This window comes from Mucilaginibacter sabulilitoris (genome assembly GCF_034262375.1).
Classification (GTDB): Bacteria; Bacteroidota; Bacteroidia; order Sphingobacteriales; family Sphingobacteriaceae; genus Mucilaginibacter; species Mucilaginibacter sabulilitoris.
In genome coordinates this window covers 785,470-798,661 of record NZ_CP139558.1, presented here as the reverse complement: position 1 = coordinate 798,661, position 13,192 = coordinate 785,470, and the positions used below count along the sequence as shown (strand labels likewise).

General features: G+C 42.8%; 10 protein-coding genes. 6 read left to right on the top strand and 4 right to left on the bottom strand.

All coding sequences use genetic code 11. The annotated features are described in order from the left end of the window. Positions 1-2 precede the first annotated feature (2 nt). From SNE25_RS03565 to SNE25_RS03545, 5 genes are all read left to right on the top strand, one after another. Positions 3-1,337: a sensor histidine kinase gene (locus SNE25_RS03565; RefSeq protein ID WP_321563717.1), complete on the top strand. Its 1,335-nt coding sequence runs from the start codon at positions 3-5 to the stop codon at positions 1,335-1,337. Positions 1,338-1,557: 220 nt separating this feature from the next. Continuing rightward, positions 1,558-2,238 (top strand): OmpA family protein, encoded by a 681-nt coding sequence (locus SNE25_RS03560; RefSeq protein WP_321563716.1) that lies wholly within the window; start codon positions 1,558-1,560, stop codon positions 2,236-2,238. 142 nt (positions 2,239-2,380) lie between these two features. Further along, complete coding sequence (locus SNE25_RS03555) at positions 2,381-2,767, top strand: HYC_CC_PP family protein (RefSeq protein ID WP_321563715.1); 387 nt, start codon at positions 2,381-2,383, stop codon at positions 2,765-2,767. Positions 2,768-2,838: 71 nt separating this feature from the next. Next, positions 2,839-3,339, top strand: coding sequence for a heavy-metal-associated domain-containing protein (locus tag SNE25_RS03550; protein WP_321563714.1), 501 nt, complete (start codon positions 2,839-2,841; stop codon positions 3,337-3,339). Positions 3,340-3,361: 22 nt separating this feature from the next. Next, the gene (locus tag SNE25_RS03545) at positions 3,362-4,162 is read left to right on the top strand and encodes a hypothetical protein (protein ID WP_321563713.1); all 801 of its coding nucleotides are present in this window, start codon (positions 3,362-3,364) and stop codon (positions 4,160-4,162) included. Positions 4,163-4,455: 293 nt separating this feature from the next. Here SNE25_RS03545 and SNE25_RS03540 read toward each other — a convergent pair whose 3' ends face one another. After that, positions 4,456-5,370, bottom strand: a complete 915-nt coding sequence (locus SNE25_RS03540; RefSeq protein ID WP_321563712.1) for a hypothetical protein — start codon at positions 5,368-5,370, stop codon at positions 4,456-4,458. A 346-nt stretch (positions 5,371-5,716) separates the two neighbouring features. Between SNE25_RS03540 and SNE25_RS03535 the strand changes: the two genes are divergently transcribed. Then, positions 5,717-7,279 carry a glycoside hydrolase family 10 protein gene (locus tag SNE25_RS03535; RefSeq protein ID WP_321563711.1) on the top strand — a complete coding sequence of 521 codons (1,563 nt, stop codon included), beginning with the start codon at positions 5,717-5,719 and terminating at the stop codon, positions 7,277-7,279. Between the two features lie 20 nt (positions 7,280-7,299). Here the strand turns inward: SNE25_RS03535 and SNE25_RS03530 are convergent, their stop codons facing one another. The 3 genes from SNE25_RS03530 to SNE25_RS03520 form a co-directional block, all read right to left on the bottom strand. Next, positions 7,300-8,088, bottom strand: a complete 789-nt coding sequence (locus tag SNE25_RS03530) for a DUF1835 domain-containing protein (protein ID WP_321563710.1) — start codon at positions 8,086-8,088, stop codon at positions 7,300-7,302. Between the two features lie 228 nt (positions 8,089-8,316). After that, positions 8,317-9,054 carry a carboxypeptidase-like regulatory domain-containing protein gene (locus tag SNE25_RS03525; RefSeq protein WP_321563709.1) on the bottom strand — a complete coding sequence of 246 codons (738 nt, stop codon included), beginning with the start codon at positions 9,052-9,054 and terminating at the stop codon, positions 8,317-8,319. Between the two features lie 431 nt (positions 9,055-9,485). Further along, a complete protein-coding gene (locus SNE25_RS03520; RefSeq protein WP_321563708.1) occupies positions 9,486-12,818 on the bottom strand; it encodes a vitamin B12-dependent ribonucleotide reductase in 3,333 nt (1,110 codons plus the stop codon). Between the last annotated feature and the right edge of the window lie 374 nt (positions 12,819-13,192).

Sequence of the window (13,192 nt, the reverse complement as noted above, 5' to 3'; positions counted from 1 at the left end):
TATTGAGACTCAGAACAAAACTTACGCTTTTTAATGCCATATCAAAATTGGTAATCGTGATACTGTTTGTGTTGCTTGTACCCGTATTGATCAAGAACATCAGTAGCAATTACGTTGACAGCAAGCTGATTAAACAAAAAAACAAGCTGCTACAGATAGTAAAAAACCGTGGAATAGAAGCCTATATTGAAAATGGGGAAAGCTATGGCAGTTACCTGCCGCTTAAAGATGAGTATATAAGCTTGGATGAGGTTGCCCCAGATTACTTTTCAGACACTATTAAATTAGGTAAGCGTTTGTTTAGCGAAGGCGATACGCTCGAATACCGGATATTGAGTCATACGTTTAAGGTTAAAAATAAAAATTACCTGCTCGAGATAGGAAAGAGCGTGGATACGCTTGACGAAACCAGCACCCCGCTGCAAAATATCGCTTTCCAAGTGTTGCTGGGTATGATAATGCTCACCATCCTGGCCGATCAGTTTTACTCCAATTATGTGCTTAAACCATTGCGGCTTATTATAAGGACCAAACTTGTAGGGCAAAAATTTCCAAACTTTAACTCCTACCGAAAAGTGCGCACCACCACTACCGATTTTGAATACCTCGATATCAGTATTCACAAAATGATAGAAACCATTGCTGATAAATTCCACAAAGAACGAGAGTTCATATCAAACGCCTCGCATGAGTTGATGACCCCCATATCCATCCTTCAATCAAAAATTGAAAACATGTTTGAAGAGGAAGATATCAACGATGAGCTTAAGGTTCGGTTGCTTGAAATGCAGAAAATTTTGAACCGGCTAAAAAGCATCACCAAAACACTGTTGCTGATATCGCAAATTGAAAATGAACAATTTTTAAAGGAAGACAAGGTTTCTGTATCCGAACTGTTGCATGACGTATATGACGAGATTTCCATCCGCCTGCAGGAAAAAAACATCAGTTATGACATATCCATACCAAATAACTGGAATATGGTAAACATTAACAAATTTTTGCTCTTTAACTTATTTTTTAACCTGATCAACAACGCCATTAAATACAACCACGAGGGCGGGAACATCAGAGTAACGGGCACCGCCGTGCAAGATAACTTTATAATTAGCATTGTCGATGACGGTATAGGGATCGATGCTGATGCTATACCTTACATATTTAACCGTTTTAAAAAATTCAGGCAATCATTACAGCAGGATAGCTTTGGCCTGGGTCTGCCTATTGTAAAATCAATAGCCGAGTTTCATAATATCGATATTGAAGTAGTATCAGAAAAGGGTGCCGGCAGTACCTTTAAGCTTATTTTTCCAGCCACATTAATTGTAGTTAATTAAGCCGGCCGGGCTGACATTTTGTAGCGACAATTTTACATTGCTTGTACTAAAAATAAGGCATTTTGTAAAACAATACCCCAATTACTTCTTCCATTCTGAAAATTACTTTCCTTAACATTAAAAAAAAACACCAATAGTGAGCTATTCCATTCATTAAGGCATAACCGTTGTTTTTGGCATTTGCTTTGCAAACGATCTCATAAAACATATCATAATTAATATGAAAACTCTTAAAATTAAGGTAGCCACCCTAAGTTTAGCCTTAGCCACTTTAGGCATTTTAGGTACAAGCTGTAATTCACTAACCAAAACACAAAAAGGAGCTGCAATTGGCGCAGGTGCGGGCGGCACAGTAGGTGCCTTTATTGGCAAAGCTGCTGGTAATACCGCTTTGGGTGCAATAATAGGCGGTGCTGTAGGTGGCACTGCGGGTGCATTTATTGGCCGTAATATGGACAGACAAGCTGCTGAAATTAAACAAACAGTACCCGGTGCAACCGTAACCCGCGAAGGCGAAGGTATCCTGGTTAAATTTGACTCAGGTATATTATTTGATACCGATAAATCTGATCTTAAACCGGCTGCTCAGGCTAATTTGCAAAACCTGGCTGCTTCATTACAAAAAAACCAAAATACCAATATTTTAATTGTTGGACATACGGACGACACCGGGTCCGATTCGCATAACATGGATCTGTCTGTTAGAAGGGCCGAATCAGTAAAATCATACATTGTTGCCGATAATGTTGCCGCATCACGTTTAACAACCAGCGGTAAAGGCGAAGCCGAACCAATTGCAGACAATACAACCACTGCAGGACGTGCACAAAACCGCAGGGTTGAAATAGTAATTGTTGCTAATGATCAAATGAAACAGCAGGCTAAGCAATCTGCCCAATAAAAATATATAATAAAAAGATCAAAGTTAATTTAAAACCCAGCCGCGAGGGCCGGGTTTTTTTATTGCTTTTTTTGGGCACAGGTATCATTAATATCCAAAACAATTTGTAATCAATAAGTTAATAACTTATTTTTGTGATACAATGAAAAGATCAGGAGCACTATTATTAACCCTGCTGTACACAATTACTGTGCTGGGCTTTGCTCTTAATCTTCATTATTGCGGTACACAAATAGCATCTGTTAAAATTGATTCGCCACCCGTAAGTGGTAAAATGGCTCAAATCTGCGGCAAAATGAAATGCTGTAAGGATAAGCAAATACAGATCAAAGTAAAGGATGCTCATCAGGTAGAACCCATATCTATCTTATCAAAATTATTCGGTTTTGATATTCCGCGCCTGTCTTTTAGTGGATTCTTTGCCCCCCTGCAACAATCATCTGCGGATGTTTCTTTAGAGCGCGGACCGCCCGGAAAACCCTGGCAAAACATTGCCACGTTTATTAAAAATTGCATCTTTCGTATTTGATAGTCATTAATTGCATGTGTAATAGCCGGTAACTTACCGCAAGTTTATTTCCAACAATTAATTAAAATCAAATGAAAACGATAAAAATATTCATCTTCCTATTTCTTTTTACCATAACCGCGGCAAAGGCCCAGTTCACCAAAGCCGAACTGCAGGTTAGTGGTCTTACCTGCGCCCTTTGCGCAAAATCAACCGAAAAAGCGTTGCGTTCACTTCCTTTTGTAAGCGAAATTAAAACCGACCTGATGCATAATTTATACCTCATCACCTTTAAAAATGATGTACCCGTAAATTTTGAACAGATCAGCAAAAAAGTTCAGGGTTCAGGCTTCTCGGTAAACAGCCTTAAGGCCACCTTTAACTTTGATAACACTAAAATAGCCGACAACTACTTTAGCTACGGAGGCGACACTTACCGGTTATTGAACGCCACTGATAAAACACTGAGTGGCAGCGTAAGCTTCACCATAGTTGATAATGGCTTTGCCCCAAAATCGGTTTCAAAAAAATACCTGGGTCAGGTTACCGATACCACTCCGGCCAGCGGGCGTATTTATCATTTAGCTATATAGGTTTTCATAAAAATTATTTATCATGAAGATCATTTTATTGGCTATTTGCCTTATGGCTATGGTATGCCCCGCATTTTCGCAGGAGTTGTATGTAAATACAGAACCTGCCAGCAATATGGCCACCGGCTCGCTGGGTTTACGCATAGAAAATCAGGGATTTTTTAAGCCCGAGTATAAAAATCGCAGCACCCTTGAAGCCATGTATGGTGTTAACCGGCATTTAATGGTGCACGGCTCGCTATATATGTCCGATTATTACAGCAGTAACAAGCATTTTGAAGGCGGCAGTATATATGCCAAATACCGCTTTTTATCAATAGATACAGTACAAAAACACTTGCGCGGGGCTTTTTTTATAAAGGCATCAAGTATTAACAACCCATTACCCAACCAGGAAATAAGCCTTGAAGGCGATAATTCGGGTTTGCAAAGCGGCGTGGTATTCACCCAGCTTTTGCACAAACTGGCCATTTCAGGTTCGGTAAGCTATCTGCGTGCTTTTGATAATCGTGGTGGGTATAGCCTGCCCGCGTCACAAGCCCGTAATGCAGCAGCATATACATTATCAGCAGGCTACCTGTTGTTCCCAAGGAGCTATCGCGATTACAAGCAGGTTAATGTCAACCTGTATGCCGAGTTGCTGGGTAAAACTAATCCGGGTCATGGGCAAAGCTATTTGGATGCGGCACCGGCAGTACAATTCATTTTTAACAGCGTTTGCCGGCTCGATCTCTCATACCGTACCCCGCTTTATAATGACATGGTTCGTAACACCAAAAACATGTACCTGATACGGTTGGAATATAATTTCTTCAATTTGTAATATGTTAAACTTGCCCGATCTGACCTCGTCCGTAAAGGGGGTTCTGGAAACAAAATTGTCATGCTGAACGGGGTGAGGCATCTGTACTGCGGTTGCATAGTCCGCTAACAGATCCTTCATTCCCCAGGATTGACAAATGTAATATTAGAACATGCCTAACTACCTCTTTACGGCGAAGCTGTAGAGAGGTACGTCGAGCGAAGCGACGACAGGGTGAGTCTTCCCATAACAAAAAGCCCTGTTCTGCAAATGCAGAACAGGGCTTTTATATACATACAATTTGTGTTACAAGCTTATTTAAGTGTAAAGCCTGTTTTACCCATGGTACCACCATCGGCATAAAGCAATACCGTATAAGTTCCTTTCTGGAACGGAAGATTCGGATTTACCCAATCAATAGTGTATTGGCTGCCGTCATCTTTAAAATCAATTGATGTTTTATAGGTGTACTGCAAATCCTGGTTATCGGCATTAAAAGTTCCGCCGTCAACAGCAGTTATCAGGTTACCGGTTGGATCAATAATGCGTACATAAACATCATGCATGCTCTTTTCAGCTATGCTATTGCTGGCAACTGTAAAATTGATCTTTATTTTTTTTGCCGGATTAGCTCGGGTAACGTCAACTTCTTTACCGCTGCCTTTAATTTTATAGGCTACTACATTTGCCGTGGCCAGCTTGAGCGCCTGCGCCACCTTTACCTTAGCGCCAAGATCTTCGTTTTGCTTGGCAAGCGTATCAGCCTTTTTGGCTACCGTAGCCAGGTTAGTTTTTAAGGTATCCCGCTCTGTTGTAAGTGATTGATTTTGCTTTTTCAGCTCTTCAAGATCGGCGGTATATTTGGTAACAAAATACCTCAGTTGTTTTACATCTTCCTGAGCTTTTACAAGCTCGGCTTTAGTTAGTTTTCCTTTGGCCAGTTGAGATCTTAATACTTTGATCTTTGCTGTCAACGAATCATTCTTAGCCTGCATTGCCGCCGATAATTTAGCTTTCCCAGCATTCACCTGTTCAATTTGTGATTCCAGGCTGTCAAGCTCGGTTTGCAAGCGTGTTTGCTCATCATGCTGGTACACAATTTTAGTATCTGATTTGTTTTTTTGTAAATACAAATACACATCGGTACCTAATAATGCCAGTACCACCACAATGAGGAAATAAATAACGTTCGAGTTTTTCTTAGATGGTTGACCGGATTGATTTTCCATAGCAATTAAATGTTTAATGTTTTAATACAGTTAAAAAGCAAAGCTGTTTTAAAAAAATGCAGCTATTTAACTATTGTTTTTAATTTACCGGCATGTACATATTAAATGCCATATTCATTTAGCCGTATTTTACCTGTAACGGCACTTTAGGTTCAACGATATTGAACGTTAAAACACTAAAATTATGATTTAAAATGGAATTATAGGTTTACAATTTATGTTAGGCAATAGTTAAAAATAAGCACAATATGCCAAAATCACAATAAACCTGCAAATTTTATAGTACATAATAAAATTGCTACGTTTTGAGTTTTATATCTTTGCAGCTTTTAATTAATTCCTGTTAATGCATATATTACGCCATTTTATACTTCTGATTATCCCCCTGCTTACCATTGTAACTGCAAACGCCCAACCGGCTGAACCCGTTACTGAACCTGCTCCGCTTAAATTCGAGCCTAAACGCGATTTTCGGGGTGTATGGATAGCAACAGTAGTAAACATCGACTGGCCAACCAGCACCAAACTTACAACCGACAGGCAAAAACAGGAATTGCTTGATATATTAAACTCTCACCAGGAAACAGGCATAAATGCCGTAATGCTACAGGTAAGGCCCGCTGCCGACGCATTTTATGCTAAAAGCCGTGAGCCGTGGTCGAAATATTTAACCGGAAAACAGGGACAAGCGCCAAGTCCGGCTTATGACCCGTTAGAGTTTGCCATCACCGAAGCGCACAAGCGCGGGATGGAGCTGCATGCCTGGTTTAATCCTTACCGCGCAACTTTCGATGGTAATTTTGGTTCGCTTAGCCCACAGCATATCACTAAAATAAAGCCTGAGTGGTTTTTTACTTATGGCGGCATTAAAACCTTTAACCCGGGCCTGCCCGAAGTGCGCGATTATATTGTGCAGGTTATATTGGACGTTGTTGATAATTACGACATAGATGGCGTACATATGGATGATTATTTTTATCCGTACCCCATTGCCGGGCAAAAAATAAACGATGAAGAAACATTTAAAAAATACGGCGAAGGTTATGACGATATAAAAGACTGGCGCAGGCATAACGTTGATGTGCTGATAAAAATGATTGGCGACAGCGTACATGCCCACAACCCCGATATTAAGTTTGGCGTTAGTCCGTTTGGAATATGGGCCAATAAATATCAAAATGACGAAGGCTCTGAAACCAGTGGCGGTTCATCTTATTACGAAAACTACGCGGATACGCGCAAATGGATAAAAGAAGGCTGGATAGATTATATAAATCCACAGCTTTACTGGCAAATAGGTAACCGCTCGGCCGATTTTGAAAAATTGCTTAGCTGGTGGAGCGACAATACTTATGGCCGGCATCTATACATCGGGCAGGCGGCCTACCGTATTAATGAGCGTAAAATACCGGCTTTTAAAAACCCCGCGCAACTTCCCGACCAGATAAAATTAATGCGCGATAACCCAAGGGTACAGGGCAGCGTTTATTTTAGCTCCAACTCGCTTACCAATAACCTGCTTGGCTTTACCGATTCGCTGCGCGAAAACTATTACCGTTACCCGGCTCTACCGCCACCCATGCTCTGGCTCGATTCTATTGCACCTAATGTACCGCGCGATTTAACTGCCAAAGCCGTGCTTAACCATGTACAGTTAAAATGGACCGTACCTACCCTGGCCAAGGACGAGCAACCCGTGTATGGCTATGTCATATACCGGTTTGATGATGGGGATAAAATAAATATAGATAACCCTAAAAATATCCTCCGTATCCAGTATAATACCAACTTAGCCTATGAGGACAGTACCGTACAAAGGGGCAAAACCTATTTATACATCATAACCGCGATAGACAGGTTAAAGAACGAGAGCGACCGATCTCCAGCCATTGCAGTTAAGGTACCCTGACCCTTTTTGGTCTATCACTCCTAAAGCGCAATGAGCTGTTTTTCTTTGAGGCGGTTTAGATAGATATCAATCTCTGAGTCACCCATGCCGTATATTTTTTCCGATTCCCAAAAAATGATGAATATGGCCTCGCGGGTTTTGGCGCCGCTGTTATAAATTTCGAGCAATCTTTGTTCAATATAATTTAAACCGGCTGCATTCACCGAAAGGCGTTTCAGGTGTGCCTTTAAGGCTGGTTTTAGCAGCGGTATACCGCCCCAAAAGTTATTTTCATTAAGCCACTTCTCCAATGCCGCCGCATCGCCATTTACATATAGGCTCCAGGCTTCGGCAGCCACAGCAAATTCCCATTGGTTAAGCTGTTCGCGGCCATCATATAACTCTTCAAACTGGTCGCCGCTTAATTCGCCCAAACCTTTGGCATAGTTAAACTGCACACAATCGGCAAGGCAAATGAGGTAAATGGAGGGCGCAGACATATCAATATTCTGACTGAGCATTTTAAGCACACCCAGCAAATTTACCTGGCAATGCAAATCAAACTCGAACCACAGGTTTATTTCTGTATAAGCGCTGTTGAGTTTACCCAGTTCATCAATTACTTTATGCTGATAAACCTCAGGATCCTCATTAAATGTTTGGGTGATCCACTTGGAACGAGCGCTCCAAAAACTGCCCGATAATATATTTTCCTGAAGCGGCCCTTCAGAAAGCACTTCTCGCCACACCATCACATCGCCATCTAAACCGGTTTGGTTAAAGCCATATAACGCGGAATCGCCATTAAGGATATGCAATATTTTACTCATAGGATTAATGTAATTATTAACAAAACAACGGGTTTATTTGCCGACTGAGGAATAAATTTAACAAAAAGCACGCTTTTTTACCTCAACATTGATTTACCTCACTAAATGTCTCGTTTTTTAAACGGTATCTGCTAATTAAGGGGTGTTCGTTTTTTTGAAGTGCGAACACCTGCGAACAGTCGCGAACGCCACCGAACAGGTGCGAGCACGATAAGTACCAGGCAAACGCTATTTAGTTTTCAATAAGGTATCGCTCCTGAATTTCGGTATATTATTCTTAATGTATATCCGGATATCGTAATCGGTCATTTTTTTAATTTGGTCGATGGTTGGCCGGTACCTATCCATAAAACTGAGCAGCGAATCGTCTTTAAGGCCTGAAATTTCTGTTACCAGTCGCTCGCTAAACCGGCTATCGATGTACCTGTTATTTTCATCCCTTACAAGTACCTTTTTAAATTTATATTCTTTGCTGTGTTTATAGGTAATAGCCCTGATGAGTTGCGACGGCGCTACAGTTACCCCGAACACAGGCAAAGGACCGGGCGAATGGGATACCACCAAAATATCTTTAAGTTTTGGCGCTGAAGTGTTAAACTCCTTAGCAAACATTGCGCGATTATTCAGCGAATCTTTCACCCTGTCTCTTTTGGCGGTTACATGAACCACGTCGAGTTCAATAACAGCTTCCTCTAATCTTATAAGTATATTTTTATTTGCCGATGCATCAACAGGCTGCATATAGGGTTTATACCCCTGCATTTTTACGCGGATGGTATCTATAGGGCTATTAGCTTTAATTGCAAACTCACCCTGCAAACCGCTGATGGTTCCTGCTTTGGCAGATGTAACCCAGGCTCCGCTGATGCGCTGCCCTGTTCTTCCATCGGTAAGTATGCCATTTATAGTTTGTCCGTATGCATTTATGCAGCTATAAATCATAAGCAGGGGAAGCAGGCAACGCATACGTCAGGACGTTTTGATAATCAAACTATTACAAACATAACCACGACCCAGGGTTTGTTAAATTGGTTTAACGTTTTTTAACTAATGAAAGTGATTTTTCATGATGTATAAGATTTTTCCCTGTATCTCGTCGAGATGACATTTTTATGAATGGCAGGCACGCAATCGAAGCGCGGGCGGGGTGGTCTTCGGCAAGTGACTACTCTGTAATGTTCGCTGTTGCTTCGTTCCTCGCAATGACATGCGGGAGACTGTGCGGAGAGTTCTACCCGATGGGTTTTGAAGTGGAAAAACCTAACGTGTTCACATCCATACGAGCCTCAGCAATGATGCTTGAGATAAAAAGCAAAAAAAGGCCCCGCATTACAACGGGACCTAACACACTAACTATTTATAACTGAAAAAGCCAGAATGAAAAACTTGCCTGCACATCAGGAACACCCCATGGAGTTGCCGCAGTTAAGGCATTTATAACAGGTACCCGACCGTACCGTGGTGTGCCCGCACACATTGCAGCTCGGGGCGTCACTTTGTACACCCATACTCACATCAAACGCAATACCTTGTTTTTTGCCGTTGTTACTATCCGCAGTTAACGGTTTGGTAACCGGTTCATACACGTTGCTTTCATCGGTATTAAAATCTTCATCGCTCATTTGAGGGTTACCCAGAGGAGCATTGTTTTCGGTGAGCACGTGCACCAGGTCGGTACGGTTCTGGTACTCGTAGCCCAGCATTCTGAAAATATAATCGATAATACTGGTGGCGCTTTTAATATTGGCATGGCCAGATACCATACCGGCAGGTTCAAAGCGGGTAAAGGTGAATTTCTCTACATATTCTTCCAGCGGTACACCATACTGTAAACCAACCGAAACAGCTATGGCAAAACAGTTCATCAGCGAGCGGAAGGTGGCTCCCTCTTTGTGCATATCCACAAATATTTCGCCCAACGTGCCATCCTCATACTCCCCTGTGCGAACGAATACGTTTTGCCCGTCGATAGTGGCTTTTTGGGTAAACCCGCGACGCTTAAAGGGCAGGCTCTTTTTTTGCACCACGCGCGACAGCTGGCGCATAAAGTTGGTATCCTTTGATTTTTCCATGATGGCCATGGCCGCATCAATTACCTGTTCAGAAGTCAGGTCGCTTAATTTTACGTTCGCGGCTTCGCCCAGTACCTCTTCCACGGTATCCAGCTTTTCGTCAGCCTCTTCCTTAGCGTCAGACTTGGTAGAAAGCGGCTGCGACAGTTTACAACCATCGCGGTAAAGCGCGTTGGCCTTTAAGCCAAGCTCCCATGATAACTGATAACAATCTTTAATTTCATCAACATTAGCCTCGTTTGGCAGGTTAATGGTTTTTGATATGGCGCCCGAAAGAAAAGGCTGAGCCGCGGCCATCATTTTAATATGGCCATGCGCGTGTATGTAACGCTCACCTTTGGCGCCGCATTTATTAGCACAATCAAATATAGGGTAATGGGTCTCCTTTAAATAAGGTGCACCTTCAATGGTCATGGTACCACATATATATTCGTTGGCTTCGGCAATTTGTTTTTTGCTGAAACCGAGGGCACGCAGCACATTAAAATCGGGTGCATTGTATTGCTCGGCAGTTACACCTAAACGTTTCAGGCACTCCTCACCCAGTGACCAAATATTAAACGCGAAACTAATCTCAAAGGCCGATACCAATCCCTTGTCGAGCTTTTCCAGTTCGTCATCGGTAAAGCCTTTCGCTTTCAGCGTGTCAACATTAATATGCGGAGCGCCCTTCAAACTGGCAGCGCCTTTGGCGTAATTTACAATAGCGGTAACCTCATGCTCGCGATAGCCAAGGTTGCGCAATGCTTCAGGCACAGCCTGGTTAATGATCTTGAAATAACCACCTCCCGATAGCTTTTTGAATTTAACCAAGGCAAAATCGGGCTCAATGCCTGTGGTATCGCAATCCATCACCAGCCCGATGGTGCCGGTTGGCGCAATAACAGTAGTTTGGGCATTACGATAACCATATTTTTCGCCCATTTCTACAGCCTTATCCCAGGCATTGCAGGCAGCCGAAAGCAGGTAATCCGGACAATATTGCTGATCGATACCAGGAGGCGCTATCTCCAGGTTTTCGTAGTTTTCGGTAGAGTTATAAGCGGCATAACGATGGTTACGCATTACCCGCAGCATGTGCTGCTTGTTATCATTGTACTTGCTGAAAGGCCCCAGCTCACGGGCCATTTCTGCCGAGGTGGCATACGCAGTACCGGTCATGATAGCGGTGATGGCGCCGCCCGTGGCGCGGGCTTTGTCGCTGTCATAAGGAATGCCGTTCACCATCAGGGCAGAGCCCAAATTGGCGTACCCTAAACCCAGCGTACGGTAATCATAAGAAAGCTGTGCCACTTCTTTGGATGGGAACTGCGCCATCAGTACAGATATTTCAAGCACTATAGTCCACATGCGGCAAGCATGCTCAAAGCCTTTAACATCAAATACCCGGGTTTGCGGATTAAAGAAATGCGCCAGGTTAATAGAAGCCAGGTTGCAGGCTGTATTATCCAGGAACATATACTCCGAACATGGGTTGGAGGCATTGATACGACCACCTTCGGGGCAGGTATGCCATTCGTTAATGGTAGTATCAAACTGAACACCGGGGTCAGCACAGGCCCAGGCCGCGAAAGCGATATCGTCCCACAGCTTTTGTGCAGGTATGGTTTTAGTCACCTTACCGCTGATGCGGCTGGTAAGCTCCCAGGGTCGGCCAGCTTTTAAGGCATGGAAAAAGTTGTTGGGAACGCGCACCGAGTTATTAGAGTTTTGGCCAGATACTGTGCGGTATGCCTCGCCTTCATAATCTGACGAATAGCCTGCGGCTATGAGCGCGGCCACTTTCTTTTCTTCTTCCACCTTCCAGTTCACAAAACCTTCTATTTCGGGATGGTCGAGATCAAGGCAAACCATTTTAGCCGCCCTGCGGGTAGTACCGCCAGATTTGATGGCCCCGGCCGCGCGGTCGCCAATTTTCAGGAACGACATCAGGCCCGATGAATAACCGCCACCGGCCAGTTTTTCCGTTTCACCACGGATCTTAGAGAAATTAGTGCCTACCCCCGAACCATATTTAAATATACGGGCTTCGCGCACCCAAAGATCCATAATACCTCCCTCGTTCACCAGGTCGTCATCAACCGAAAGGATAAAGCAGGCATGGGGCTGCGGGCGTTCATAAGCCGAGGTTGATTTACTTAACACTTCGGTCACCGGGTCAACAAAGTAATGGCCCTGCGGCTTGCCGGTAATACCATAAGAAGTATGCAGCCCTGTATTGAACCATTGCGGCGAGTTTGGCGCTGCCAGCTGCCCAACAATGGTATAAACTATTTCGTCGTAAAATATATCGGCATCTTTATCGGTAGCAAAGTATCCGTAACGCATGCCCCAGTCTTTCCAGCAGTTGGCCATACGATGGGCAACCTGTTTAATACTTTTTTCAGAACCGATTGTACCATCTGGCTGCGGAACACCAGCCTTGCGGAAATACTTTTGCGCCAGAATATCGGTAGCTACCTGGCTCCATGCCGCCGGTACTTCCACATCGTTCATTTCAAACACCGCATCACCCGATGGGTTGCGGATTACCGACGATCGCTTCTCATACTTAAACAGATCAAACACATTAATACCCTCCTTACTAAAATAGCGGGTTGTTTTAAGCCCTTTCGCCCCGCTGACGCCAGGCGTTTTTGAAGTCATGTTTCTGGCCATAGTATAATAGTTATGTTGATGTATAAGTACTGTTTAAAAACACGAAGGGTGTTTTACTCAAAGCTATTATTATGACTATTATCTTTTATTTCGGAGTTTTCCACATGTGTCAGTTAACAAGCCCCTGCATTACATATTAATTTTTAATAAATTAATATTCAATTAGTTAACTTGTTAATAATTAAAAAATGCAGGTTTTTTTAAGGAATATAAAACTGCTTTTCGAATTTAAAAGGGATTGCTGGGAATAACTGTATTATAGTTCATTTATCAGAACGAATAAAACCATGTCATTGCAATTACATGGCGTAATGCTTTCATGCTTTTTTTACAAATACAATGTACTAAGTGATGCCGTATTGAATTACTTCTTG